Below are 26,197 nucleotides of genomic sequence, written 5' to 3' on the forward strand. Positions count from 1 at the left end.
CATGGACGCGCAACCCCTGTACGACCTCGCGCCCGTCGCCCGCCTCATGCTCCTGGGCGTGGTGATCGCGCTCGGGCCGCTGGCCTGGGTGTGGCTGCGCAACCGCCATGCGCCGCCCGCGCACCGCCTGCGCGTGCTCACGCTTGTCACGCTGTTCCTGACCTTCGATCTGGTGCTCTTTGGCGCCTTCACGCGCCTCACCGACTCGGGCCTGGGCTGTCCCGACTGGCCGGGGTGCTACGGCAGCGCGAGCCCGGTGGGTGCAAGCGCCTCCATCGCGGCGGCGCAGCAGGCCATGCCCACGGGGCCGGTCACCTTCTCCAAGGCCTGGGTCGAAATGATCCACCGCTACCTCGCCACTGCGGTGGGCGTGCTCATCCTGGTGCTGGCGCTGGTGAGCTGGATCGAGCGTCGCCGCCTCGCGGTGTCTTTTGTGTGGCCGCTGGTGACGCTGGTGTGGGTGTGCCTGCAGGGCGCGTTTGGTGCGCTCACCGTCACCATGAAACTCTTTCCGGCCATCGTGACCCTGCACCTGCTGGGCGGCATGGCCCTGCTGGCGCTGCTGCGGGCGCAGTCGGTGAGCTATTCGCTGGCGGAGCCGGGCAGCAAGGGGCCTGTGGCATTGCGCGGCCGGTTGCGCCTGGCGCTGGGTCTGGTCACTGCCTTGCTCTGGGCACAGATTGCGCTGGGTGGCTGGGTCAGCACCAACTACGCTGTGCTGGCCTGCAGCGAGTTTCCCACCTGTCAGGGCAGCTGGTGGCCTGTCATGAACTTCAGCGACGGCTTCACGCTCTGGCGAGAGCTCGGCCAGAACCGCGCAGGCGACGCCATCGCCTTTCCTGCGCTCACCGCCATTCACTACGTTCACCGCCTCATGGCCTACGCCGTGCTCGCCGCCATGATCTGGCTGGGCTGGCGTCTCCTGCGCGAGCCGGACCTGCGTGGCACTGCGCAGGCGTTGCTGTTGCTTGCCGCGTGGCAGTTCGCCAGCGGACTCACCAACGTGGTGCTGGACTGGCCCTTGCTGGCCGCCGTGGGCCACACGGGTGGCGCCGCGGCGCTGGTGATTGTGCTCACCGGCGCCATGGCGGGTACTCGCCGCGCCCGTCAGCCCGAGGCCTCCTCCGTGGGTTCGTCTCCCCTGCATTTCTCCCGGCCCACCTCATGACCGCTGCGTCCACCCCTCCTGTTGCCTTGCCCTTGCCCTCGGTCTGGCGCCAGTACCACGCGCTCACCAAGCCGCGCGTGATCCAGCTCATCGTGTTCTGTGCACTGATCGGCATGGTGCTGGCGGTGCCCGGCACACCGAGCTGGGCGCAGGTGCAGCTGGCGGCCATTGCCTGCTTCGGCATCTGGCTGGTGGCGGGCGCGGCAGCGGCCTTCAACTGCGTGGTCGAACAGCACATCGACGCGAAGATGAAACGCACCGCCTGGCGCCCCACCGCCAAAGGCGAACTCACCAACTTCAAGACGCTGAGCTTCTCCGCCGTGCTGTGCGCCGCAGGCTCCGCCGTGCTGTATTACTGGGTCAATCCACTCACCATGTGGCTGACCTTCGCCACCTTCGTGGGTTACGCCGTGGTCTACACCGTGATCTTGAAGCCGCTGACGCCGCAGAACATCGTGATTGGCGGGGCTTCGGGCGCCATGCCGCCTGTGCTCGGCTGGGCCGCCATGACCGGCGTGGTCGCTCCCGAGGCGCTGATCCTGTTCCTCATCATCTTCCTCTGGACACCGCCCCATTTCTGGGCGCTGGCGCTCTACCGTGTGGAGGACTACCGCAAATCCGGCCTGCCCATGCTGCCGGTCACGCACGGCTCGGAGTTCACGCGGCTGCAGATCCTGCTCTACACGGTGGTGCTGTTTGCCGCTTGCCTCATGCCCTTCGTGATGCGCATGAGCGGCTGGATCTACCTTGCCGCCGCCATTGTGCTGAGCATCGGCTTCTGTGGCTACGCCTTTGCGCTCTGGCGCAACTACTCCGATGCGCTGGCCCGCAAGACGTTTCGCTTTTCCCTGATCCACCTCTCGTTGTTATTCGCCGCCTTGCTGGTGGACCACTACATCTGACGTCATGACGCCTTCGCACTTTCAACGCCGCCAACTCCTGCTCGCCTCGCTCGGTTGCGCCGGCCTGCTGCTCGCAGGCTGCTCCGACGACGTGGCCGAGTCTTTCGCCGCCATCGACATCACCGGCGCCGACTACGCCACCGGCTTCTCACTCACCGACCACAACGGCCAGGCGCGCACGCTGGCCGACTTCAAGGGCAAGGTGGTGGTGATCTTTTTCGGCTTCACCCAATGCCCTGACGTGTGCCCCACTTCTCTCAGCGAACTGGCCGAGGTCAAGCGCCTGCTGGGGTCCGATGGCGATCGCCTGCAAGGGCTGTTCATCAGCGTCGACCCGGAACGCGACACGCCGGAGATCATGAAGCAGTACATGGCCAGTTTCGACCCCACGTTCCTGGCCCTGTACGCCGCGCCCGACGCGCTGGCCGAGCTGGCGAAGAGCTACAAGGTCTATTACAAAAAGGTGGATGGCCCCACGCCCACCAGCTACACCATGGACCACTCGGCCGGCAGCTACGTGTACGACACGCAAGGCCGCATCCGCCTGTACCACCGCTATGGCAGCGGTGCCGCTGCGCTGGCGGGCGACGTGAAGAAGCTGCTGGCGCAGTCCTAAGGCCGGTCTAAGTCGACCCCGGCACCATCCACCCATGAGGCTGCTGCTGGTTGAAGACGACACCATGATCGGCGAGGCCGTGCTCGACCTGCTGCGCGCCGAGCACTACGCGGTGGATTGGGTGCGAGATGGCGAAATGGCCGGCACAGCGGCGAGATCCCTCCAGTACGACCTGGTGCTGCTCGACCTGGGCCTGCCGCGCCGCGATGGTCTGGAGGTGCTGCGCGAGCTGCGCGCGCGCAAGGATCGCGTGCCGGTGCTGATCGCCACCGCGCGCGATTCGGTTGAGCAGCGCGTGCAGGGTCTCGATGCCGGTGCGGACGACTACATTCTCAAACCCTACGACATGGACGAGCTGCTGGCGCGCATTCGCGCCTTGCTGCGCCGCGCTTCGGGCCGCGCCGAGCCGGTCTACGAGCACATGGGTGTGAGCATCAACACCGCCACGCGCGAGGTGAGTGCGCAAGGGAAACCGGTGGTGCTCTCGGCGCGAGAATGGGCCGTGCTCGAACCGCTCATTGCGCGCCCGGGCCTGGTGCTTTCGCGAGAACAGCTTGAGGAAAAACTCTACGGCTGGAAGGACGACGTGAGCAGCAACGCGGTCGAGGTCTACATCCACGGCGTGCGCAAGAAGCTCGGCGCCGGCCTGATCGTGAACGTGCGCGGTGTGGGTTACATGGTGCCCAAGGGCAGCTGAACATGCGCGGCGTGTCCACCCGTTCTTTGCGCACCCGCCTGCTGGGGCTCTTGCTGCTGGCCATCGTGGGCGCGGCCTGCCTGCAGGCGGCCATCGTCTACCGCCAGGCCCGAGCCGAGGCCGATGGCATTTTCGACTACCACATGGAGCAGATGGCGCAGGCCCTGCGCGCCGGCGTGCCCTTGCCAGGGCTGGGTCTGCCGGGCCAGGAACCGATGCCGCAGGAGAGCTTCGATTTTTTTGTGCAGGTCTGGACACACGATGGCCTGCGCGTGTTCCAGTCCGGAACAGGCGCCGACCTGCCGCAGCGCGCGGTGCTGGGTTTCTCGAACATCGAGGTCGATGGCAAGCCTTACCGCGTGTATTCGATGCGGGCGCGATCGCAGGTGATCCAGGTGGCGCAGGACATGCGACCGCGCCAGACCATGGCGCGCAACCTGGCCTGGCGCACGGTGTGGCCCATCGCCTGGATGGCCCCGCTGCTGATGCTGGTGGCCTGGTGGGTGGTAAGTGCTTCGCTGGCACCGGTGGCGCGCGTGCAGCGCCAGCTTGCCCTGCGCGATGCCGATGCGCTCACGGAGGTGGGCGAAGAAGGCTTGCCAGACGAAGTGCGTCCGCTGGTGCACGAACTCAACCTGTTGCTGGGTCGCGTTCGCCACGCCTTCGATGCCCAGAAGCACTTTGTGGCCGAAGCGGCCCATGAACTTCGCTCGCCGCTGGCGGCGTTGCGACTGCAGGCGCAAAGCTTGCAGCGAGCGCGGGACGATGCCACGCGCGACCTCGCGGTGGAGCGTCTGCTGGCCGGCATCGACCGCGCTACCCGCCTCGTGGAGCAGTTGCTGGTGCTGGCGCGCCAGCAGGCGCACCGACTGGAGGAAGCACCGGCCCAATCGCTCTCGCTGGCGGCTGTGGCAGCCCAGGTGGTGGCCGACGCCGCGCCGCTGGCTGCGGCCAGACGTATCGACCTGGGTTTGAGTGAAAACGATCCCGCGCTGGTGATGGGGCATGCCGAGCCGCTGCGCATTCTGCTGGCCAATCTGGTGGACAACGCCGTGAAGTACACGCCTGAAGGCGGCACCATTGATGTGGCGGTGCGGCGCGAGGGCTCGCAACTGGTGCTGACGATCGATGACAGCGGCCCGGGTATCGACGAACCCGACCGTGCCCGCGTGCTCGACCACTTCTACCGCGTGCCCGGCAGCACCGCCACTGGCAGTGGCCTGGGGCTAGCCATCGCCAATGCCATTGCGCAGTTGCATGGCAGCAAGCTGATGCTGGAGCGGTCGCCCCGACTCGGAGGCTTGCGCATCGGTCTGCGCTTGCCCGTGCTCACCGCCTAAGACTGGTCTAACTCTGCAGGCCCAAAGTAGCGACATGTTCAACCTGTCCCTGCTGAAGGAGCCTTCATGAAAACCTTGTCACTCACCGCCTCGCGTCTGGTGCTTTCGCTGGCGGCGGCCGGCATTGTGGGCGGTGCCAGCGTTGGCCTGGCGACGGGCTACCACGCCAACGCCGCCGTGCCTGCCGTTGCAGTGCCGTCACCGGCGGTGGCCTCGGTCGCCATGCCCGACTTCGCGCAGATCGCACAGCGCCACGGCGCGGCCGTGGTCAACATCAGCGTGATCGGCAAGGCGGGCGCAGACGAAGAGCCACAAGCCACCGCCCGTCGCGCACCCGGCATCGATCCCGACGACCCGTTCTTTGAATTCTTCAAGCGTTTTCAGGCGCCCGATGCGCCTGGTGGTGGCGGGCGCCAGATGCCCGCGCGCGGTCAGGGCTCGGGTTTCATCATCAGCGCCGATGGCCTGGTGCTGACCAACGCGCACGTGGTGAAGAACGCCGAACGCGTCACCGTCAAGCTGACCGACCGGCGCGAGTTCGTGGCCAAGGTGCTGGGCAGCGATCCCCGGACCGACGTGGCGGTGCTGCGCATCGAGGCGAAAGATCTGCCGGTGGTGCCGCTGGGCAGCGCGCGCGACCTGCAGGTGGGTGAATGGGTGCTGGCGATTGGCTCACCGTTCGGTTTCGAAAACAGCGTGACGGCGGGTGTGGTCAGTGCCAAGGGACGTTCACTGCCCGACGACAGCTTCGTGCCCTTCATCCAGACCGACGTGGCGGTCAACCCGGGCAATTCGGGTGGCCCTCTGTTCAACTCGCGCGGCCAGGTGGTGGGCATCAACTCGCAGATCTACAGCCACACCGGCGGTTACCAGGGCCTGTCCTTCGCCATTCCCATGGAAACCGTGCTGCAGGTGAAAGACCAGATCGTGGCCCACGGCAAGGCCCGTCATGCGCGGCTCGGTGTGGCGGTGCAGGAGATCAACCAGACCCTGGCCGAGTCCTTCAAGCTCGACACGCCGGAAGGGGCGCTGGTCTCCAGCGTGGAGCGCGGCGGCCCGGCAGACAAGGCGGGTCTCCAGGTGGGCGACGTGATTCGCAAGGTGAACGGCCAGACCATCGTGGGCTCGGGCGACCTGCCGGCCCTCATTGGCCAGACCGCGCCGGGCGCAGAAGTGCGGCTGGATGTGTGGCGTGAAGGCAAGGCCGTGGCGATGAACGCGAAACTCGGGGATGCCGCGGACAAAGCCGTGAAGGCGGCGCGCGCCGACACCCCGGCTGACCAGGGCCGCTTGGGCCTGGCCTTGCGTCCGCTGGCACCACAGGAGCGGCGGGAAGCGGGTGTGGAGGGTGGCCTGCTGGTGGAAGACGCCCGGGGCCCCGCTGGGCTGGCCGGCGTGCAGCAGGGCGATGTGCTGCTCGCCGTCAATGGTGAGAAAGTGCAGAGCGTGGATCAGGTGCGCGCGCTGCTCGGCAAGTCCAGCAAATCGCTGGCTCTGCTGATCCAGCGCGATGGTGAGCAGATCTTCGTGCCGGTGCGTCTGGGCTGAGTCAGTCGACCTTTGCGCCCGAGAGCTTGACCATGCGCTCGTACTTGACGCGCTCGCGCTTCATGAAGTCGTCGAACTGCTCGGGCGTGCTGGGCGCGGGTTCGGCCAGCAGCAGCGCGAAGCGCGCCTTCACATCGGGCGAGTTCAGCGCGGCATTGAAAGCCGCGTTGAGCTTTCGCACGGTCTCGGCTGGCGTGCCGGCCGGAGCGATCAGGCCCCACCAGGTGTCGATCTCGAAACCGGGCAGGGTGGCGGCAACGGTGGGCACATCGGGCATCACGGCCGTGCGCTGCGGCGTGGTCACGGCCAGCGCCTTGAGCTTGCCCGAGCGGATGTTGGCCGCAGCGGTCGCGAGGTTGTCGAAGTTGAAATCCACCTGGCCCGAGAGCAGACCGAGCTGTGCCGGGTTGCCGCCGTTGTAAGGAATGTGCACCGCGAAGATGCCGGCCTGGTTCTTGAACAGCTCGCCAGCCAGGTGGCCCGCGCTGCCGTTGCCGCCGGAGCCGTAGTTGAGCTTGCCGGGGTTGGCCTTGCCGTACGCGATGAGGTCGGCCACGGAGTTGACCTTCAGGCGCGCTGCGGTTTCGGCGTTCATGACCAGCACGTTGGGCACGCGCAGCATCTGGGTGATGGCGGCAAAGTCTTTGGCCGGGTCGTAGGGCAGTTGTTTGAACAGCCAGGGGTTGATGCCGTGCGAGGCCGTGGTGGCAATGCCCAGCGTGAGGCCGTCCGCTGGCGCCTTGGCCACCGCGCTCACGCCGATGTTGCCGCCCGCACCCGGGCGGTTCTCCACGATCACCGTGCCCAGTGTGCCCTTGACAGCCTCCGCGAGGACGCGCGCGGTCACGTCGATGGGACCACCGGCGGCGAACGGCACGACGATGCGCGTGGGAGCGGCCTGTGCCCAGCTGACGCTGGGCGCGGTGAGGCTGGCGGCGGCCAGAACAGCAATGGCTTGTCGGCGGTTGGTCATGTCGTTGTCTCCTGGGGTCTTGGAAAAATCACGCCACCTTGTCGGCCGCGCTGGTGAAGGAATCGGCGAAGAAGCATTCGTCGGGCAGGCCGGCCAAGGCCACGTAGTCGCGATGTGCCGACTCCACCACGATGGGCGCACCACACGCGTACACCTCATGGCCTGAGAGATCGGGGAAGTCCTGCAGCACGGCCTGGTGGACGAAGCCGGTGCGGCCTGTCCACGCGTCTTCGGGCAGCGCATCGGACACCACGGGCACATAGCGCAGGTTGGGCATCTCGGCCAGGCGCGCCTGGATCCAGGCATCCTGGTAGAGATCGGTCGGCCTGCGGCCACCCCAGTACAGCGTGGCGGCACGCTCGATGCCCTTGTGCAACATGTGCTCAATCACCGCCTTGATCGGCGCGAACCCGGTGCCCGAGGCCAGGAACACGATTGGCTTCTCGCTGTCTTCGCGCAGGAAGAAGCTGCCGTACGGCCCTTCGATGCGCAGGATGTCCTTTTCCTTCATGGCGCTGAACACATGGTCGGTGAACTTGCCACCCGGCATGTGGCGCAGGTGCAGTTCCAGCCCCGGCTGTGTGGCCTGCAGGTGCGGCGCGTTGGCCATGGAGTAGCTGCGGCGGTCGCCGTCGCGCAGCAGGAATTCGACGTACTGGCCAGCGTGGTACTGGAACACGTCGCTCGCGGGCAGTTGCAGCCGCAGCACGATCACGTCGTGCGAAGCGCGCTCCAGCGAATTCACGCGCACCGGCATTTTCTTGATCGAGAAGGCGCCGGCTTCGGTCACCTGGCGCGATTCAAGCACCACATCGCTGTGGGCCACGCCACAGCAGGTGAGCACGTAGCCTGCGGCTTCTTCATCGGCGCTGAGGGCCTTGCTCTGGTGCGGGCCGTGCACCACGTGGCCCGAGACCAGCTTGCATTTGCAGGAGCCACAAGCCCCGTCCTTGCAGCCGTAGGGCAGGCCGATGCCCTGGCGGATGCCGGCCGCCAGCATGGCTTCGTCGGGTTCGGCTGCGAACTGGCGCCCACTGGGCTGCACGGTGATCTGGAATGTCATACTGGCGATCTGGTCTTTGAACGGCCCGCGCGCATGGTGCGCTCGCGGCAATCGGGCATTGTCTCAAATTCGGATTTCGCATGAGCCTCCTGGGCGCATTGCCCGCGCGCTTCCGGCGTGAGCGGGTTCTGATCATTGGTTGCGGCGACGTCGGCACACGCGCCGCGCGCCTGCTTGCGCCAGCGCGGCGCGCTCGCGTGATCGCACTCACTTCCAGTCCCGAACGGGTGACCGCTCTGCGCCAGATCGGCATCACACCGCTGCAAGGGGATCTGGACGACGCTCGTGCCCTGCGCCGCCTGGCCGGTATCGCCACCCGCGTGTTGCACCTCGCGCCGCCCCCTTCGGGCGAAACCACCGACTGGCGCCTCGATCCGCGAATCCGCGCCCTGGTGCGTGCCCTGGTGCAGCGCTCGTTGCCTGCTGCGCTGGTGTACGGCTCCACCAGTGGCGTGTATGGCGACGCGCAAGGCCGCTGGGTGAGCGAGGCGACGCCCGCGCGCCCGATGACGCCGCGCGCCTGGCGCCGGGTGGACGCCGAAGCCACGGTGCACTGGCTGGGCCGCGCCACCGGCGTGCGCACCACGGTGCTGCGCATCCCCGGCATCTACGCACCCGATCGGGCAGGTGGCACGCCGCGCGAGCGCCTGCAGCGCGGCACCCCCGTGTTGCGCGCCGAGGACGACGTCTACACCAACCACATCCACGCCGATGATCTGGCGCGCGCCTGTGTGCTGGCACTCTGGCGCGGCCGCACGCAGCGTAACGTCAACGTGGTCGACGACACCGACCTCAAGATGGGCGACTACTTCGACTTCGCAGCCGATCTGTATGGTCTGCCCCGGCCCCAGCGCATCGCGCGCGACGCGGCGGGCGATCTGTTGCCGCTGTCCCTGTTGAGCTTCATGGGCGAGTCGCGCCGACTGCGCAACGACCGCATGAAGCACGAACTGCGGCTGCGGCTGCGCTACCCGACGGTGGCACAGGGGCTGAGCCTTGAGGCCCCTGAGCGGGCATGAAAAAAGCCGTGCAGTAGAACTGCACGGCTTCGTATCTGGTGCCCGGGGTCGGAATCGAACCGACACTCCTTTCGGAACCGGATTTTGAGTCCGGCGCGTCTACCAATTTCACCACCCGGGCTGCTCGGAACGGCGACCGGAAATTATGGCACAGTGACGCCATGAATTACCCGACGATTGAAGACGCCATCGGCAACACGCCCCTGGTGGTATTGCAGCGCATCGGCGCTGCGCAGAACGCCTCGCGCGGCAACGTGATTCTGGGCAAGCTGGAGGGCAACAACCCGGCCGGTTCGGTGAAGGACCGGCCTGCGGTGTCGATGATCAAGCGCGCAGAAGAGCGCGGCGACATCAAGCCCGGCGACACGTTGATCGAAGCCACGTCCGGCAACACCGGCATTGCGCTGGCCATGGCTGCGGCCATCAAGGGCTACCGCATGGTTTTGATCATGCCGGAAGACCTGTCCATCGAGCGCGCGCAGACCATGAAGGCTTTCGGGGCCGAACTCATCCTCACACCCAAGAGCGGCGGCATGGAGTCGGCGCGCGATCTGGCCGAGCGCATGCAGGCCGAAGGCAAGGGTCGCGTGCTCGATCAGTTCGCCAACGAAGACAATCCGCGCGTGCACTACGAAACCACCGGACCGGAAATCTGGGCACAGACCGGCGGACGCATCACGCATTTCGTGAGTGCCATGGGCACCACCGGCACCATCACCGGCGTCTCCCGCTTCCTGAAGGAAAAGAACCCGGCCCTGCGAATCATCGGCGCGCAGCCCAGCGAGGGGTCGCGCATTCCGGGTATCCGAAAATGGCCGGTGGAGTACCTGCCGAAAATCTACGACCCGAGCCGGGTGGACGAACTGGTCTATGTGGATCAGTCCGATGCCGAAGAGATGTGCCGCCAGCTCGCGCGTGAAGAAGGCATTTTTGGCGGCATTTCGGCGGCCGGCGCCTGCTGGGTGGCGCAGCAGATTGCGCGCCAGGTCGAGAACGCCACCATCGTCTTCATCGTGTGCGACCGGGGTGACCGCTACCTGTCGACCGGCGTTTTTCCGGCATGAGGCGCTGCCGATCATGAGCAGCGAATACCGCTTCTGCCCGAGCTGCGCCACACCGCTTGAACTGCTCGGCCTGCAGGAAGACAGCGGCCTGGTGGAGCGCATGCGCTGCCCGGCCTGTGGCTTCACGCATTGGAACAATCCCACACCGGTGCTCGCGGCCATCGTCGAGCTCGACGGCCGGATCCTGCTGGCGCGCAACGCGGCCTGGCCGCGGCCAGACATGTTCGGCCTCATCACCGGTTTCATGGAAGCGGGCGAAACGCCCGAAGAGGGCATTCGGCGGGAGATCGCCGAAGAGACCACCCTGGTGGTGGACGAACTCTCGCTTGTGGCGGTGCACGATTTCCAGCGCATGAACCAGGTCATCATCACCTACCACGCCCGCGTGCACGGCGACGTGAAGCTCTCGCCGGAGCTGGTGGAGTACAGGCTTTTGCCACCTGAGCAGGTGCTCTGCTGGCGCGCCGGCACCGGGCTGGCACTGGCGCAGTGGCTGCGCGCGCGCGGCATTGAACCCGGGTTTCGGGACGATCCGCCACGCCCGGGCGCCGCAAGTCCGGCGGCTTGAACCGGTCAGCGGGCGCATGGGGGCAGCGCTGGCTGCAGCGGCCGTGCGCCCGGCTTAGAATGTCAAGAACCCAGGAATACCCCCCCATGAATGCTGATCGAGAACTCGACGCGCGCGGTCTGAACTGTCCGCTGCCCATCCTGAAGGCGAAGAAAGCCCTGGCCGACATGCACAGCGGCCAGACGCTAAAGGTGATTTCCACCGATGCCGGCTCGGTGCGCGATTTCCAGGCCTTTGCCAAACAGACCGGCAACGTGCTGCTGGAGCAGGCCACTCTCGGTGGCGACCACATCAGCGTGCTCAAGCGTCGCTGATCGGCCATTCACCTCCCCTCAACGACCTCCAACCCGCCCTGCACCATGGAAGTCCTGCTCCTTGATCCGCTTGTGCCCGAGGCGCTGGCCTGGCTGCAGGAACGCCATGAGGTGAGTTTCCGCCCGGAACTGGCCGACGACCTGCCGGAATTGCGCAAGAGCACCTACAAGTCGCGCGCCATCGTGCTGCCGCCGCATGTGGTGGTTTCGCACGAATTCCTCGATTTCGCGCCCAAGCTCGAAATCGTGGCGCGCATGCAGATCTCCAGCGACAACACCGATCTGGATGCCTGCGCACGGCGCAACGTGCGTGTGTTGCAGGCGCGCAGCGCCACGGTGCGCTCCAATGCCGAGTACCTGCTGTATGGCCTGCTCATGCTGTACCGCCGCGGCATGATCAGCGCGCTGCTGGGTCGCAAGATTTCGCAGGTGCGCATGGGTCGCGAGCTTTCAGGCAGCACCGTGGGTCTGCTGGGTCTTGCCCCTGTGGCGCACACGCTGGCGCCCATGCTGCGCAGCCTGGGCGTGCGCTTGCTGGGCTACGACCCGGCGGTGCACCATGCCGCCGACATCTGGGACAAGCTCAAGGTTGAACCCGTTTCGCTGCAGGAGCTGCTGAACCACTCGGACGCGATCTCGCTGCAGATGGTGTACGCCTCGCGCTTCAAGGGCTGGATCAACGAGCGCCTGCTCAACCACTGCAAGCCGGGCCAGTTGTGGGTGGGTGTGAGCCGCAGTTCGCTGTTCGACGCCGAGGCGCTGGCGCTGGCCCTGTGCGATGGCCGGATCGACGCCTGCCTGCTCGATGGCGCCAACCCGCAGTTCGCGGCAGAAGGCACGCCGCTGCACGGCATACCCAACCTGCACCTCACGCCGCGCCTGGGTTCGCACACCCGGGAAGCCAAGCTGCGCGCCAGCTGGTATGTGGCGCACCGCATCCACGAGACGCTGTCACCGGGTGCGGCCGCGCATGCCGAGAACCGCGTGAGCGATTTCTCGGTGCTCGACAGCCTGGACTACCAGGAGCCGGGTGATCCGCAGACGGTCACGCCGTCACAGTGGAGCTCCATCGCTCTTCATAGGAACTGACTACCCCCTGCGCCGCTTCGCGGCTCCCCCCTGGAAGGGGGCGACACCTGGAGCCGGCGGAGCCGGACCCTCGGTGTCTCTGGTTTACAGGCGCTGAAGCTGTTCGCGCACCTTGACCAGCGTGGCTGAAAAGTCGGCCACCCGCTTCTTCTCCTGATCGATCACCGCCGGCGGTGCTTTGGCCACGAAGGCTTCGTTGCCGAGCTTGGCGGTGGCCTTGGCGATCTCGCCTTCCAGACGGGCAGCTTCCTTCCCCAGGCGAGCCTTCTCGGCCGCCAGGTCAATCTCCATGAACAGGCACAGGCGGGCGTCACCCACCATGGCGACCGGTGCGGCCTGCGCGGCGTCGGCCCAGGCGGCTGCATCGTCGAACACGCGCACCTCGCTCAACTTGGCCAGCGCTTGCAGCACCGGGCCAGCGGCGCGCATGAAGTCAGCGTCGCCCGAGACATAGAGCGGCAAACGCGTGGCGGGTGAGACGTTCATTTCGCCGCGAAGCGTGCGGCAGGCATCCACCAGCGACTTGAGTTTGGCCACGTGGGCAATCGCCGTTTCGTCGATCTTGCTGGGCTGGCTCTCGGGGTAGCGCGCCACGCTCACCGTGGGGCCGGGCAAACCGGCCACGGGCGCCACCTTCTGCCACAGCTCTTCGGTGATGAACGGAATGATGGGGTGGGCGAGCCGCAGGATGGCTTCGAGCGTGCGAATCAGCGTGCGGCGCGTGGCGCGCTGTTGCGACGCGTCGCCGGTCTGAATCTGCACCTTGGCGATCTCCAGGTACCAGTCGCAGAACTCGTTCCAGACAAAGTCGTAGAGCGTGTTGGCCACGTTGTCGAGCCGGTATTCGGCGAAGCCCTTGGCCACCTCGGCCTCGACCTTCTGCAGCACCGAGCTGATCCAGCGGTCGGCCTGGCTGAAGTGCATGTAGTTGTGGAACGGACCGCCCGGCTCGCATTCGGCCTTGGTGTGCTCTTTCAGGCCGCAGTCCTGGCCCTCGCAGTTCATCAGCGTGAAGCGCGTGGCGTTCCAGAGCTTGTTGCAGAAGTTGCGGTAGCCCTCGCAGCGCTTGGAATCGAAGTTGATGCTGCGGCCCAGCGAGGCCAGCGCGGCGAAGGTGAAACGCAGCGCGTCGGCACCGTAGGCTGGAATGCCCTCGGGGAATTCCTTCTCGGTGTCCTTGCGCACCTTGGGCGCGGTCTCGGGCTTGCGCAGGCCGGTGGTGCGCTTCTCCAGCAGTGGCGCCAGCGAGATGCCGTCGATCAGATCGACCGGGTCGAGCACATTGCCTTCGCTCTTGCTCATCTTGCGGCCCTGCGCGTCGCGCACCAGGCCGTGGATGTAGACGTGTTTGAACGGCACGCGGCCGGTGAAGTGCGTGGTCATCATGATCATCCTGGCCACCCAGAAGAAGATGATGTCGTAGCCTGTAACGAGCACGCTGCTGGGGAGATAGAGGTTGTAGTCCTCGGTCTCTCCGTCTTTCTGGTTCGGCCAGCCCATGGTGCTGAAAGGCACGAGGGCCGACGAATACCAGGTGTCGAGCACATCGGGGTCGCGCGTGAGCGTCTGGCCCGGGGCCTTGGCCTGCGCTTCGGCTTCGTTGCGCGCCACGATCACGTTGCCGGCTTCGTCGTACCACGCGGGAATCTGGTGGCCCCACCAGAGCTGGCGGCTGATGCACCAGTCCTGGATGTTGTTCATCCACTGGTTGTAGGTGTTGACCCAGTTCTCCGGCACAAAGGTGACTTCGCCAGACTGCACGGCGGCAATCGCCTTTTCGGCGATCGACGTACCGCTGGTGTTCTGCTCGTTGCCTTTGGACTGCATGGCCACGAACCACTGGTCGGTGAGCATGGGCTCCACCACCTGACCGGTGCGCGCGCAGCGCGGCACCATGAGCTTGTGCTTCTTGGTTTCCACCAGCAAGCCAGCGGCTTCCAGGTCGGCCACCACCGCCTTGCGGGCCACGAAGCGGTCCATGCCCTGGTATTTTTCGGGCGCGTTTTCATTGATGGCCGCATCGAGCGTGAGCACGCCGATGATGGGCAGCTGGTGGCGCTGGCCCACCGCGTAGTCGTTGGTGTCGTGCGCCGGCGTGACCTTCACCACGCCGGTGCCGAATTCGCGGTCCACATAGGCATCGGCAATCACGGGAATGTCGCGGTCGCACAGCGGCAGCTTCACGGTTTTGCCGATGAGCGCGGTGTAGCGCTCGTCTTCGGGGTGCACCATCACCGCCACGTCGCCCAGCATGGTCTCGGGGCGGGTGGTGGCCACGGTGAGCGACCCGCTGCCGTCGGTGAGTGGGTAGGCGATGTGCCAGAGGAAACCATCTTCCTCCTCGCTTTCCACTTCGAGGTCGGACACGGCCGTCTTGAGCACCGGGTCCCAGTTCACCAGGCGTTTGCCGCGGTAGATCAGACCTTGCTCGTACAGGCGCACGAAGGTTTCGGTGACGATGGTCGAGAGCTTCTCGTCCATGGTGAAGTATTCGCGGCTCCAGTCCACCGTGTCGCCCATGCGGCGCATCTGCGTGGTGATGGTGTTGCCGCTCTGTTCCTTCCACTCCCACACTTTGGCCACGAAGTTCTTGCGCGCTTCGGCCGGCGTGGGTCCCATGTCGTGGCGGCTGATGCCTTGCGCCTGCAGCTGGCGCTCCACCACGATCTGGGTGGCAATGCCCGCGTGGTCTGTGCCGGGCACCCAGACCGTGTTCGCACCCGCCATGCGGTGGTAGCGGGTGAGGCTGTCCATGATGGTCTGGTTGAACGCATGGCCCATGTGCAGCGTGCCGGTGACGTTCGGCGGCGGCAACTGAATGGAGAACGAAGGCGCGCCCGCCTTGGGTGCGCCCGTGCCCCGAAAACCCGCCACGCCCACGCCGCGCTGTTCCCATTCCGGGCCCCAGCGGGCTTCGATGGGGGCGGGTTCGAACGATTTGGCCAGGGATTGCAGGCCAGGCTGGTTCAGGGTGTCGGTCATGGGGCGCGCCAGAATGGAAACGGCATCCCGCAGGATGCCGTCAGGGAGAACAGGGGAGCCGTCGATTCTATCGTTGCGCTGCTGCGGCGATGCATTCGCGCAGCACGCGCTCATCGCCGATCTGGTTGGCCAGCAGCAGGATCAGGCGGGCGTTGAAGAGCTCGGCTTCGTCGCGACTCAGGCCGGCCTGCGCGTCGAGCAGTTGCTCGTAGAACGCGTCGGGGTCCTGGAACTGGGGTGTCGTCTTCATGGGGTGTCTCCTCGCAGGCCCAGCGAACGTTCGATGGCCTCGACCAGGCCGCCGTTGATGGCGTCTCCGCTCGCGGCGAGATAACCGTCGGGTCGCAGCAGCGCCCAGCCGTGGCCGGACATCTGGCAGGCACCTTGCAGCTGGCCTTCGGAGTCAAGCACATGTTCCGCTGCCTGCGGTGCAGACCGGGCATCGACCACCTGCACGCTGCGAACTGGCGCGGTCGCGGCCAGTCGGCGCAGGCGCTGCAGCCCGGTGTGGCTCGGTTCGCCAAACACCAGCAGCAGCAGGTCGCCCGCCGCCCAGTCCAGCAGGTCATTCACCTTGCCAGGCTGGCCGTCAGCCCAGGCGAAGTGCACGTTTTGTACCGACTGACCGGCCGCGCTCCCGGGCGCGTAGCTGCAGACGGACGACCGGCTGTATGGGTTGGCCACCGCCATGCGACCCGTGTTGATGAGGCTGCGCGCGAACGGGTATTGCTTGGCCAGGCCGATGGCGGCCTGGCGGAACAGCCGCTCGCTGCCATCGGCAGGGCGCAGGAAACGCGCGGTGCGGTTGGTGACGTTCACGTTCTGTTGCGCGGCCTCCAGCCGCTCCTGGTTGTAACTCTCCAGCAGCGCGGGCGCAGCCTTGCCACGCAACACGGCGGCCAGCTTCCAGGCCAGGTTGTCGGCATCGGCCACGCCGGTGTTGCCGCCACGCGCACCAAAGGGGCTGACCACCTTGGCCGAGTCGCCCATGAGGTACACATGCCCGTGGCGCATGCCGTGCACGCATTCGCTGCGGTAGGCGTAGGGGCCGACCCAGACGATGTCGACCTGCACGTCGGCGCCGAACTGGCGCTGCAGGCGCTCGCGCACCACGTCTTCGCGGCTCACGTACTCGGGGTCTGCGTTGGGCGCCATCTGGTAGTCGATGCGCCACACATCGTCTGCCATCAGGTGTTGCCAGACCGCGCGGTTCTCGTTGAACGGTGCTTCGATCCAGGTATGGCGCTCGAGCGGTGGGCGGGTGCTGAAGCGCACGTCGGCAATGCACCAGCGATCGTCGCCCCGGCGGGAGTCGAACGGCACGTCGAGCCATTTGCGCAGCGGGCTGTGCGAGCCGGTGGCGTCAATCACATGTTCGGCCTCGATGGGGTAGCTGCCGGCCGGCGTTTCCACGGTGAGCGTGGCGCATTCGGCGTTCTGCTCAAAGGCGGTGAGGCGGTTCTGCCAGCGCAGGTCGACCACGCCGAGTTCCTGAATGCGCTCGACCAGGAAGCCTTCGATGTAGAACTGCTGGATGTTGATGAAGGGCGGCTGGCTGGAGAGGTGGAAGTTGCCTTGCTGGCGAAGGTCGAAGCTGTAGACCTCGTCTTCACCGGCGAAGGTGCGGCCCACGCTCCACTGCACGCCTTTGGCGGCGATGCGTTCAAAGATGCCGAGTCGTTCAAAAATCTCCAGCGATTTCTGCGTGTAGCAGATGCCGCGTGAAGAAGCGCCTTTGACACCCACGGTGTTGTCTTCGTCGATCAGCACGGCTTTGACACCGAGGCGGGCGAGTGAGCAGGCCAGGGTGAGGCCGGTGATGCCACCGCCCACGATGACCACCGGGTGCCGCACTGCCTCTTTACTTTGCAGTTCGGGTGGTGCAACGAACGGATATTCGGGAAGTTCGTACCCTGTTCCGGCGGTGAACTGGTAGCTGTTGGTGTGGGCGGTTTCTTTGTACGCTGTCAGGGACATGCGTTGCTCCTTCTTGCTGATTCCATTCGACTACCTCGCGTTGCTCGTTGACCTCAGGCGCTCTGCTCCGCGAATGTCCCCCGGCGGCGGGAGGCCGCCTCCTCCTTTATTTCGCTGCGCAGAGCACCAGAGGTCAACGAGCCTGTGAAGCACTGGCTGGCCTACAGTCGCGTGCCCAGAGGTTGGCGCAAGCGGGGGAGAAGGGCGCAGCGAAATAAAGGAGGAGGGGCGGCGAAGTCGACCCGGGGGACATTCGCGGAGTCCTTCTCCCCCGCTTGCGCCAACCGGAATCACCACAACGCCAAGAAATCAGGCCTTCACTCGCGCAGCCACCTCAGGCCGGTCGTTCTGCTGTGGCTTCAGCGGTGCAGCGGACTTACCCTCGGCGCGTTCCTTGCGCCACTGTTCCTTGCGCGCATTCCATTCGCCCAGCCTCGCATGCGCCGTCTTGCTCTCTTTCAGCATCTCGAACTCATCGGCCAGTTGCGCCGTGAGCTCCAGACGGATGCCGTTGGGGTCGAAGAAATAGATGCTCTTGAAGATGTGGTGGTCCGTCACGCCCAGCACTTCGATGCCATGCGCTTCCAGACGTGCCTTCGTGTTCTCCAGCTCCTGCTCCGTATTCACGCGGAAGCTGATGTGGTTCACCCACTTCGGCGTGTTCGGGCTCGGCTCGGCGGCCTCGTCGTCACCCAGATCAAAGAACGCAATGAAGGAACCATCCTGCAGGCGGAAGAAGAAGTGCGTGTACGGGCAGTACTCACCCGTGCTGGGCACGTAGTCGCTCTGAATGATGTGGTACAGCGGCAGACCGAGGATGTCCTCGTAAAACCGCCGGGTTTCTTCCGCATCCCTGGCGCGGTAAGCGTAGTGGTGCAGCTGCTGGATGGGAGCGGGTGCGGGCAGCGTGGCGTTGGACGGCATGGTTGTCTCCTGAAGCGGCTTATCGATTCACCATTATGCAATGCATTTCCCTTATCGTAATTAAAGGGCCTGCGGCGCGCTCCAGTTTGCGGCTTTCCAAGGGGTGTGTCGATGTTGTTGAGAACGGTTATCAATTCGTCCGCATCAATAGTCGACTCCAATGGGGTGGATAGTCCAGAACAATTAGACCTTCCTCCCCAGCCGGCGTAACGTGCTCAGGCTCCAGGAGAACGAAAGTGCTTTTCGGGCTTCTGGGCGTTTCTTCCACCCACGCAAGGAGATACCAAATGCCCGCATTGAAAGGCTCGAAGACCGAGCAATGCCTGAAGGACGCCTTCGCCGGCGAGTCCCAGGCCAACCGCCGCTACCTGTACTTCGCAAACAAGGCCGACGTGGAAGGCCAGAACGATGTGGCGGCGCTGTTCCGCTCCACCGCCGAGGGTGAGACCGGCCACGCGCACGGCCACCTGGAATTCCTGGAGCAATCGGGCGACCCGGCCACCGGGCTGCCAATCGGCTCCACGCGCAACAACCTCGCATCAGCCGTGGCCGGCGAAACGCACGAGTACACCGACATGTACCCCGGCATGGCCAAGACCGCACGCGAAGAAGGTTTTGATGAAGTGGCCGACTGGTTCGAGACGCTGGCCAAGGCCGAGCGCTCGCACGCCAACCGCTATCAAAAAGCCCTGAACGAACTCGTGGATTGACCCACGCCCGCGCCGCGCTTGCGGCGCGTTCATGAAAGGGCTCTTGGCCGAGCCCTTTCATGAACCCGCGACAAAAACCCGCACGAGACGAGGACGACAACATGGCCACCGAAGGCAACCTGCAGGCACCCACGCGCCATCCGCTCGACTGGAAGAACCCCGATTTCTACGACGAAGAAAAGTGCTTCCACGAACTGGAGCGCATCTTCGACATCTGCCACGGCTGCCGCCGCTGCGTGAGCCTTTGCGGTTCCTTTCCCACGCTGTTCGATCTGGTCGATGAGAGCTCGACGATGGAAGTCGACGGCGTGGACAAGAAGGACTACTGGAAGGTGGTCGACCAGTGCTACATGTGCGACCTGTGCTACATGACCAAGTGCCCCTACACGCCGCCGCACGAATGGAACCTGGACTTCCCGCACACCATGCTGCGCGCCAAGGCCATCAAGTTCAAGAAGGGCGAAGTCGGCCTGGCAGAGAAATTTCTCGCCTCCACCGATGTGCATGGGCAGTTTGCGGGCATACCCATCGTGGTCCAGGTGGCCAATGCGGCGACCCACACCAAGGCGGCGCGCAGCATCATGGAAAGTGTGGCCGGTGTCGACAAGGACGCCTGGCTGCCGGATCTGGCCAGCAAGAAGTTTCGCTCCGGCACACCGGTGGCAAAGGCCACGGTGGTGACGGACGGCGAGAAGACACCAGGCAAGGTCGCCATCTTTGCCACTTGCTACATCAACTACAACGAACCCGGCATTGGCCTGGACCTGCTCAAGATCCTTGACCACAATGAAATTCCTTATGTGATCGTTGAGAAGGAGCAGTGCTGCGGCATGCCGAAGCTCGAACTCGGCGACCTCGACTCGGTGCAGAAGAGCCAGGCCGCCAACATCCCGGTGCTGGCGAAGTACGCGAAAGACGGCTACGCCATCCTTGCCGCTGTGCCCAGCTGTGCGCTGATGTTCAAGCAGGAAATCCCGCTCATGTTTCCCGACGACGCCGACACGCAGCTGGTGAAGGAGCATCTGTGGGACCCGTTCGAGTACTTCATGGCGCGCAAGCGGGACGGCCTGCTCAAGACCGAGTTTCCGCAGAAGCTGGGCAACGTGAGCTACCAGATTCCCTGCCACGGCCGCGTGCAGAACATCGGGCGCAAGACCGAAGAGATGTTGAAGATGATTCCCGACACCACGCTCAACACCATCGAGCGCTGTTCGGGGCACGCTGGCACGTTCGGCGTGAAGAAGGCTTACCACCAGACGGCGATGAAGATCGGCAAGCCCGTTTTCAAGGCCATGGCGAACATGAAGGACGGCAGCAAGCCCGACTACATCAGTTCCGATTGCCCGCTCGGCGGCCACCACATTGCCCAAGGCTTCGAGGTCAATGGCCTGGGTGCCCCCACCTTGAAGCACCCGCTCAGTCTGGTGGCCCAGGCCTACGGATTGAAGTAAGGAGAACCCGCATGCAACTCACCGGCCGCATCACCGCCGACACGCTCATGAGCCTGGAGGCCTACACCAAGTGGCGCAAGGTGCACAAGCCTGAGGTCATCGCGCACCGCAAGCTGCGCAGCGTGCAGCTCGGCGAGCACATCCATCTGCAGTTCGAGAGCGAGACCACCATCCGTTACCAGATCCAGGAGATGCTGCGCATCGAGAAAATCTTTGAGGAGGAAGGCATCGAACAGGAGATCGAGGCCTACGCGCCACTGGTGCCCGATGGCACCAACTGGAAAGCGACCATGATGATCGAATACACCGATGTGAATGAGCGCAAACGCGAACTCGCGCGCCTCATCGGCGTAGAAGACCGCATGTTCGTCGAAGTGGAAGGCCATGCGCGTGTCTACGCCATTGCCGATGAAGACCTGGACCGCGAGAACGACGAGAAAACCTCGGCGGTGCACTTCGTGCGCTTCGAGTTCACGCCCACCATGCGCGCGGCGGTGCAGGCGGGTGCGGCGGTGAAGATCGGTTGCGATCACACCCATTACCCTGCGCACATGCAGGTGCCGATTGAGACCCTGGCGAGCCTGGCCGGTGATCTGAAGTAAATCCCACCCGTGGTCATAATCAGGGCTTCCTTCGGGAAGCCCTTTTTTCATCTTTTCGCCATGCTGTTTCTGATCTCCCCCGCCAAGGCGCTCGACTACGAGACGCCGGCCCACGTGGCCACCCACACCCAGCCGCTGTTTCTGAAGCAGGCCAGCGAACTCGTGGGGGTGATGCGCGAGAAATCGCCGCAGCAGATTGCCGAGCTCATGGACCTCTCCGATGCGCTGGCCGGCCTGAACGCCGCGCGCTACCAAGCCTGGCGGCCCCGCTTCACCCCGAAGAACGCCAAGCAGGCGGTGCTGGCCTTCGATGGCGATGTGTACGGTGGCCTGGACGCAAAGAGCCTGCACGAGTCCGACCTGGACTGGTTGCAACAGCACCTGTGCATCCTGAGCGGTCTGTACGGTGTGCTTCGCCCGCTCGATCTGATGCAGGCCTACCGCCTGGAGATGGGCACGCGGCTCAAAACCGACCACGGCACCAACCTCTACCAGTTCTGGGGCAAGCGGGTCGCCGAGCACCTCAATCAGCGCGCCGCCGCCGAACTGAGCCCGGTGGTGGTCAACCTGGCGAGCGAAGAGTATTTCAAGGTGGTCGACCGCAAGGCGCTGGTGCCGCGCGTGGTCACCTGCACTTTCGAGGAGCGCAAGCCCGATGGCTACAAGGTGATCAGCTTCATGGCCAAGCGCGCGCGCGGCCTGATGGTGCGCTACGCCGTGCAGCACCGGGTCACTGTTGTCGAGCAGCTCAAGCGCTTCGATCTTGAAGGCTACCGGTTCCACGGGGCCGAATCCACCACGGAGCGGCTGGTGTTCCGCCGCGACGCCCGAACCTGATGAGGTTTCAAATGGCCCACCAGACCATCACTCCCGAATTGCGCCGCTGGATCGTCGAACAGGCTGCGGCCGGTTTCACCCCAGACGTGGTACTGGCCTCCATGGTGGCCTCGGGCTGGAGCGAGTCGGTGGCGATGAAAGCACTCGACACCACGCTGCGCGAGCACTTGCGCACGCAGGCGGCCACCAGGCCGGTCGCTGCCGCCCCGGTGGGCAGCGTTGCCGCTCCGGCGCAGGTAGGCGTGCCCGTGCCCGATCTGGACCTGAGCCAGTCCCCGCGTCAGATCGACGCGGGCGACCGGGTGGTGGACATCATCGCCACGCTCAACAACCCGCGTGTGGTGGTGCTGGGCAACCTGCTGAGCAGCGAGGAGTGCGATGCGCTCATCGAAGCGGCTCGGCCACAGCTGGCGCGGTCGCTCACGGTACAGACCAAGACCGGCGGTGAGGAAATGAACCCCAACCGCACCAGCAGCGGCATGTTCTTCACGCGCGGCCAGATTCCCGAGGTGGCGCGTATCGAGGCGCGCATTGCCCGGCTGGTGCGCTGGCCAGTGGAGAACGGCGAGGGCTTCCAGGTGCTGCGTTACCACCCCGGCGCCGAGTACAAGCCGCACTACGATTACTTCGACCCGGCGGAACCCGGTACGCCCACCATCTTGCGGCGTGGTGGCCAGCGCGTGGCCACGCTGGTGATGTACCTCAATGAACCCGCGCGTGGCGGCGGCACCACCTTCCCCGATGTGGGCTTCGAAGTGGCGCCCGTGCGCGGCAACGCGGTGTTCTTCAGCTACGACCGACCCCACCCCTCCACGCGCACCCTGCATGGCGGCGCGCCGGTGATCGAGGGCGAGAAATGGGTCGCCACCAAGTGGCTCCGAGAACGAGAATTCGTGTGAACACCCCTGAACAATCCCAGCTCGGCCGAGCCTCGGCCTACATCGATCAATACGACGCGTCGTTGTTGTTCCCCCTGCCTCGCGAAGGCAAGCGTCGAGAGATCGGCATCACCGGCAGCGTGCCATTTCTCGGCGCCGATCTCTGGACCGCTTTCGAGTTGAGCTGGCTCAACCCGCGCGGCAAGCCGCAGGTGGCGCTGGCCCACATCACCGTGCCGTGTGAGAGCACGCACATCGTGGAGAGCAAGTCCTTCAAGCTCTACCTCAACAGCTTCAACAACACCTGCTTCGCCGGCGCCGATGCGGTGCGTGAGCGCATCCGCAACGATGTGAGCGCCGCCATCTGGCATGGCGGGCCGGTGCAGGCCAGCGCCGGGCTGAAGTTGTTGCTGCCCGAGCATTTCGATGCCGAACCCGTGCACGAACTGAGCGGGCTGTCGATCGACCGACTCGATGTGGAGTGCACCCACTACCAGCCTGCGCCCGAGCTGCTCACGGCGGCGCTCGATGAAAAACCAGTGAATGAAACGCTGGTCAGCCATCTGCTGAAGAGCAACTGCCTCGTGACCGGCCAGCCCGACTGGGGCAGCGTGCAGATCGCGTACAGCGGACCGCAGATTGACCAGGGCGGGCTGCTGCAGTACATCGTGAGTTTTCGCAACCACAACGAATTCCACGAGCAGTGCGTGGAGCGCATCTACATGGACATCTGGCAGCGGTGCAAGCCCGCCAAGCTCACGGTGTATGCGCGCTACACCCGCCGGGGCGGGCTGGACATCAACCCCTGGCGCAGCAGCCACCCGCAGTCGCCACCCGCCAACGTGCGCACCGCGCGGCAGTGAGCCTGCGGGCCGGGTTCAGAGCATCTTCTGGATCAACGCGCCCTTGAACAGCACCGGTCCGGTCGGGCCGCGTTCGCTGGGCACACCGCCCTTGGGTTCCAGGCTGATGGCCAGCGCCGGCACTTCGCGCACATCGGTCTGATCGGCAGCCAGCTGCAGCAGCCGTTCCTGAGTCAGCACACCGAGCGAGCGTGGTCCGCCTGAAGGTGGCAGAGCCCAGAGCTGCAGCGACTTGTCGCTGGCTTCCTGGAAACCGCCCACGCGCTGTAGTGTCAGCTTCTTGCTCTTCGGATCGAAGGTCACCAGCATGGACGCGCTGGCCTTGTCGTCGTTGAGCACAGCGACGTACTCGATCGCTGGCGTGGCTTCCAGTCTGGCCTGCAGTTCACCGATCTGTGCGCCCAGGTTGTCGCGCAGGCCCACGGCAGTAACAACCGCCAGCACCGTGGCGAGCGCACCCGCAGCGGTGGTGCCGCGCCAGAGCGCCAGACTGCGCAGCCAGCCGCCGGCCTGAGGTTTTTTGGGTGCGGTGCGGGCGGCGGCCATGGCCTGCTGCTCGCCTTCGGCGCGCACCAGGTTCTCGATGCGCGTCCACACCGCCGGTGCGGGTTCGCTGGGCGCCTGCAATTCGTTCATGCTGGCCACACGGCTCTGCCACACGAGCGCGGCGGCGCGCACCGGCGCCTGCTCGCGGGCCAGTGCCTCGAAGCGGCGCCGCGCGCCGCCTCGCAGGGTGCCCAAGGCATGGGCAGCGGCCAGTTTGTCGAGCAGCTCGGGGTTTTGCAGAAGGTTCACGGGGCGGCCCTCACGCGAAACGCGCCATGCAGGTGCGCAGCTGCTCGAGCCCGCGCCGGATCCAGGTCTTCACCGTGCCGAGCGGCAGCTTCAGCTGCTCGGCCAGTTCGCTGTGCGAGAGGTCGCGCAGGTAGGCCAGGCTCACCACCTCGCGCTGCTTGCTCTCCAGCTTGCCGAGGCACTGGTGCAACGCCCAGGCCTGCTGGCTGGCCAGGCTCACGTCCATGGGGTTGGGCGAATCGCCCTCCATCGTGTCGGCCATGACGTCGTCGATCTCGTCGGTCAGATGGGTGCGCTCGGCGCGGCGGCGGCGCAGCAGGTCCAGCGAGCGGCTGCGCACGATCAGGCCCAGCCAGGCCATTGGCGGGCTCAGGCTGGCGTGGTAGTCGCCGGCGGCCCGCCAGATGTGCAGAAAAGTCTCCTGCAAGGCGTCTTCCGCCCACTCGTGCTGCCCGACCACGCGCAGGGACAGGCCATACAGCTTGGACGAGGTTCGGTCGTACAAGGCCTTCAGGGCCGCCTCGTCGCGCAGCGCGACGCGCTCGATCAGGGCGATCAGTTCGTCGTCGGGTTGTGCGCTCATGGGCGCATTGTGCGGTACGACCGGCGGGGGTCATGGTGGGGGCTCACGGATGGTGGATGGTGGTGGTGGGACATGGGCGCGCACGCCCGGCTGTTCTGGATACGCACCGGGCCGTGAGATGGATTCAGGGGCATGCCCGCTGGAACCCTTCCAGCAGGTTGACCGCGTTGGTGCCGACCTCGGCCACGGCGTAGCCTCCTTCAAAGGTGAACACCGTGGGCAGCCGGGCCGACGCGAGCGCCGCGCCCACCGCGAAATAATCCTCACTTCGCAAAGTAAACCCCGAGATCGGATCGCCTTCAAACGTGTCCAGCCCCATGGGCACCACCAGCGCCTGTGCCCCGAAATCGCTCACCGCCTGCAGCGCCTGGTCCAGCTGCGCTCGCCATACGGCCACGCCGCTGCCGCGCGGCAACGGCAGGTTCAGGTTGAAGCCCGCCCCCGCGCCCGCGCCGCGCTCGTCGGCGTGTCCCAGGAAAAAGGGGTACTCGGTCACCGGATCGCCGTGGATCGAGACCGTCAGCACATCGGCGCGTTCGTAAAAGATGGTCTGCGTGCCGTTGCCGTGGTGGTAGTCCACGTCCAGCACGGCGACCCTGGCGTGGCCCGCGTCGCGCAGCGCCTGCGCGGCAATGGCCGCGTTGTTCAGGAAGCAGTAACCGCCCAGAAAGTCGGCGCCCGCGTGGTGCCCTGGTGGACGCGTGAGCGCGAACGCACTGCGCGCGCCGCTGGCCACCGCGGCCGCTGCCGCCAGCGCGCAGGCGGCGCCGCCGCGCGCGGCAGCCCAGGTGCCGGCCGTGAGGGGCGAGCCCGAGTCGAACGAGAACAGGCCCAGCCGGGCCGCGAAGTTGGCGGGCGGCACGTCCCGCCGAAAGGCATGCGGGTTGCCCAACGGCCACACCGAAGGCAGGGCGTCTCGCTGCGCGTTGGCCGGGTCCATGGCCACCCACTCGGTCCACGCGCTGGCCAGGAACGCCAGGTACCGCGCGCTGTGCACACGGCCGATGCCCTCGTCGAGCGCGGCATCGCTCAGGGTCGGCACATCCAGCGCGCCCAGGGGCCGGCGCTGCAGCTCGGCCAGCACATAGTCCAGCCGCGCCGGCACCTCGTGGCAAGGCACCATGCGGCCCCGAAACATTTCCTGTTGACCAGCGTGGCCGGCGTGGTGGGGGTTGTGGAAGGTCTGCATGGCGTGCGCTGCGATAGGGGATGTCCATCGTAGCGAAAGAGCGGC

At 65.7% G+C, this 26,197-nt stretch carries 26 protein-coding genes and 1 tRNA gene; 17 read left to right on the plus strand and 10 right to left on the minus strand.

The genetic code is table 11. The annotated features are described in order from the left end of the window. The first annotated feature begins 1 nt into the window (after window position 1). The 6 genes from CAP37_RS17010 to CAP37_RS17035 all read left to right on the plus strand — a co-directional run bounded on the left by CAP37_RS17010 (window position 2) and on the right by CAP37_RS17035 (window position 6,271). Window positions 2–1,168, plus strand: coding sequence for a heme A synthase (locus tag CAP37_RS17010; protein ID WP_086125404.1), 1,167 nt, complete (start codon window positions 2–4; stop codon window positions 1,166–1,168). Beyond that, window positions 1,165–2,070: a heme o synthase gene (cyoE, locus tag CAP37_RS17015; RefSeq protein WP_086125405.1), complete on the plus strand. Its 906-nt coding sequence runs from the start codon at window positions 1,165–1,167 to the stop codon at window positions 2,068–2,070. The genes CAP37_RS17010 and cyoE overlap by 4 nt, the downstream gene beginning before the upstream one ends. 4 nt (window positions 2,071–2,074) lie before the next feature. Next, complete coding sequence (locus tag CAP37_RS17020) at window positions 2,075–2,686, plus strand: SCO family protein (RefSeq protein WP_086125406.1); 612 nt, start codon at window positions 2,075–2,077, stop codon at window positions 2,684–2,686. Between the two features lie 34 nt (window positions 2,687–2,720). Then, complete coding sequence (locus tag CAP37_RS17025) at window positions 2,721–3,383, plus strand: response regulator transcription factor (protein WP_086125407.1); 663 nt, start codon at window positions 2,721–2,723, stop codon at window positions 3,381–3,383. 2 nt (window positions 3,384–3,385) lie between these two features. Further along, the gene (locus tag CAP37_RS17030; RefSeq protein WP_086125408.1) at window positions 3,386–4,723 is read left to right on the plus strand and encodes an ATP-binding protein; all 1,338 of its coding nucleotides are present in this window, start codon (window positions 3,386–3,388) and stop codon (window positions 4,721–4,723) included. 66 nt (window positions 4,724–4,789) lie between these two features. Further along, entirely contained in the window at window positions 4,790–6,271 is a 1,482-nt protein-coding gene (locus CAP37_RS17035; RefSeq protein ID WP_086125409.1) for a Do family serine endopeptidase, read from the plus strand. Window position 6,272: 1 nt separating this feature from the next. Here CAP37_RS17035 and CAP37_RS17040 read toward each other — a convergent pair whose 3' ends face one another. Then, window positions 6,273–7,244 (minus strand): tripartite tricarboxylate transporter substrate binding protein, encoded by a 972-nt coding sequence (locus CAP37_RS17040; RefSeq protein WP_086125410.1) that lies wholly within the window; start codon window positions 7,242–7,244, stop codon window positions 6,273–6,275. Between the two features lie 28 nt (window positions 7,245–7,272). After that, the gene (locus tag CAP37_RS17045) at window positions 7,273–8,307 is read right to left on the minus strand and encodes a CDP-6-deoxy-delta-3,4-glucoseen reductase (protein WP_086125581.1); all 1,035 of its coding nucleotides are present in this window, start codon (window positions 8,305–8,307) and stop codon (window positions 7,273–7,275) included. A gap of 80 nt (window positions 8,308–8,387) precedes the next feature. On the opposite strand from CAP37_RS17045, the gene CAP37_RS17050 reads away from it, so the two are divergent. After that, complete coding sequence (locus CAP37_RS17050; RefSeq protein WP_086125411.1) at window positions 8,388–9,326, plus strand: SDR family oxidoreductase; 939 nt, start codon at window positions 8,388–8,390, stop codon at window positions 9,324–9,326. Window positions 9,327–9,362: 36 nt separating this feature from the next. Here CAP37_RS17050 and CAP37_RS17055 read toward each other — a convergent pair. Continuing rightward, window positions 9,363–9,447: transfer RNA gene (locus CAP37_RS17055), tRNA-Leu, on the minus strand. A gap of 40 nt (window positions 9,448–9,487) precedes the next feature. Here CAP37_RS17055 and cysM point away from each other — a divergent pair. From cysM to CAP37_RS17075, 4 genes are all read left to right on the plus strand, one after another. Beyond that, window positions 9,488–10,390: a cysteine synthase CysM gene (gene cysM, locus CAP37_RS17060; RefSeq protein ID WP_086125412.1), complete on the plus strand. Its 903-nt coding sequence runs from the start codon at window positions 9,488–9,490 to the stop codon at window positions 10,388–10,390. A 13-nt stretch (window positions 10,391–10,403) separates the two neighbouring features. After that, window positions 10,404–10,958 (plus strand): NUDIX domain-containing protein, encoded by a 555-nt coding sequence (locus CAP37_RS17065; RefSeq protein ID WP_086125413.1) that lies wholly within the window; start codon window positions 10,404–10,406, stop codon window positions 10,956–10,958. Between the two features lie 86 nt (window positions 10,959–11,044). Then, window positions 11,045–11,272 (plus strand): sulfurtransferase TusA family protein, encoded by a 228-nt coding sequence (locus CAP37_RS17070; protein ID WP_086125414.1) that lies wholly within the window; start codon window positions 11,045–11,047, stop codon window positions 11,270–11,272. Window positions 11,273–11,317: 45 nt separating this feature from the next. Beyond that, a complete protein-coding gene (locus CAP37_RS17075; RefSeq protein WP_086125415.1) occupies window positions 11,318–12,361 on the plus strand; it encodes a D-isomer specific 2-hydroxyacid dehydrogenase family protein in 1,044 nt (347 codons plus the stop codon). Between the two features lie 84 nt (window positions 12,362–12,445). On the opposite strand, the gene CAP37_RS17080 is transcribed toward CAP37_RS17075, so the two are convergent. The 4 genes from CAP37_RS17080 to CAP37_RS17095 form a co-directional block, all read right to left on the minus strand. Beyond that, a complete protein-coding gene (locus CAP37_RS17080; protein WP_086125416.1) occupies window positions 12,446–15,343 on the minus strand; it encodes a valine--tRNA ligase in 2,898 nt (965 codons plus the stop codon). Between the two features lie 67 nt (window positions 15,344–15,410). Continuing rightward, window positions 15,411–15,593, minus strand: coding sequence for a DUF2783 domain-containing protein (locus CAP37_RS17085; RefSeq protein ID WP_086125417.1), 183 nt, complete (start codon window positions 15,591–15,593; stop codon window positions 15,411–15,413). Further along, window positions 15,590–17,320 (minus strand): FAD-dependent oxidoreductase, encoded by a 1,731-nt coding sequence (locus CAP37_RS17090; RefSeq protein ID WP_086125418.1) that lies wholly within the window; start codon window positions 17,318–17,320, stop codon window positions 15,590–15,592. The genes CAP37_RS17085 and CAP37_RS17090 overlap by 4 nt, the downstream gene beginning before the upstream one ends. 309 nt (window positions 17,321–17,629) lie before the next feature. After that, window positions 17,630–18,244 (minus strand): VOC family protein, encoded by a 615-nt coding sequence (locus tag CAP37_RS17095; RefSeq protein WP_086125419.1) that lies wholly within the window; start codon window positions 18,242–18,244, stop codon window positions 17,630–17,632. Window positions 18,245–18,531: 287 nt separating this feature from the next. Between CAP37_RS17095 and CAP37_RS17100 the strand changes: the two genes are divergently transcribed. From CAP37_RS17100 to queF, 6 genes are all read left to right on the plus strand, one after another. Continuing rightward, window positions 18,532–18,954: a rubrerythrin family protein gene (locus CAP37_RS17100; RefSeq protein WP_086125420.1), complete on the plus strand. Its 423-nt coding sequence runs from the start codon at window positions 18,532–18,534 to the stop codon at window positions 18,952–18,954. A gap of 101 nt (window positions 18,955–19,055) precedes the next feature. Continuing rightward, the gene (locus CAP37_RS17105) at window positions 19,056–20,405 is read left to right on the plus strand and encodes a (Fe-S)-binding protein (RefSeq protein ID WP_086125582.1); all 1,350 of its coding nucleotides are present in this window, start codon (window positions 19,056–19,058) and stop codon (window positions 20,403–20,405) included. Window positions 20,406–20,416: 11 nt separating this feature from the next. After that, complete coding sequence (locus CAP37_RS17110) at window positions 20,417–21,007, plus strand: DUF3501 family protein (RefSeq protein ID WP_086125421.1); 591 nt, start codon at window positions 20,417–20,419, stop codon at window positions 21,005–21,007. 60 nt (window positions 21,008–21,067) lie between these two features. Continuing rightward, window positions 21,068–21,844 carry a peroxide stress protein YaaA gene (yaaA, locus tag CAP37_RS17115; RefSeq protein ID WP_086125422.1) on the plus strand — a complete coding sequence of 259 codons (777 nt, stop codon included), beginning with the start codon at window positions 21,068–21,070 and terminating at the stop codon, window positions 21,842–21,844. 11 nt (window positions 21,845–21,855) lie between these two features. Further along, a complete protein-coding gene (locus CAP37_RS17120; RefSeq protein WP_086125423.1) occupies window positions 21,856–22,743 on the plus strand; it encodes a 2OG-Fe(II) oxygenase in 888 nt (295 codons plus the stop codon). Then, window positions 22,740–23,585, plus strand: coding sequence for an NADPH-dependent 7-cyano-7-deazaguanine reductase QueF (queF, locus tag CAP37_RS17125; protein ID WP_086125424.1), 846 nt, complete (start codon window positions 22,740–22,742; stop codon window positions 23,583–23,585). Before CAP37_RS17120 ends, queF begins: the two co-directional genes overlap by 4 nt. 15 nt (window positions 23,586–23,600) lie before the next feature. Here the strand turns inward: queF and CAP37_RS17130 are convergent, their stop codons facing one another. The 3 genes from CAP37_RS17130 to CAP37_RS17140 all read right to left on the minus strand — a co-directional run bounded on the left by CAP37_RS17130 (window position 23,601) and on the right by CAP37_RS17140 (window position 26,152). Beyond that, complete coding sequence (locus CAP37_RS17130; RefSeq protein ID WP_086125425.1) at window positions 23,601–24,380, minus strand: anti-sigma factor domain-containing protein; 780 nt, start codon at window positions 24,378–24,380, stop codon at window positions 23,601–23,603. A 10-nt stretch (window positions 24,381–24,390) separates the two neighbouring features. After that, entirely contained in the window at window positions 24,391–24,963 is a 573-nt protein-coding gene (locus CAP37_RS17135; RefSeq protein WP_086125426.1) for a sigma-70 family RNA polymerase sigma factor, read from the minus strand. Window positions 24,964–25,087: 124 nt separating this feature from the next. Next, window positions 25,088–26,152, minus strand: coding sequence for a histone deacetylase family protein (locus CAP37_RS17140; protein WP_086125427.1), 1,065 nt, complete (start codon window positions 26,150–26,152; stop codon window positions 25,088–25,090). Between the last annotated feature and the right edge of the window lie 45 nt (window positions 26,153–26,197).

It is taken from the genome of Hydrogenophaga sp. IBVHS1, assembly GCF_002127265.1.
GTDB lineage: Bacteria > Pseudomonadota > Gammaproteobacteria > Burkholderiales > Burkholderiaceae_C > Hydrogenophaga.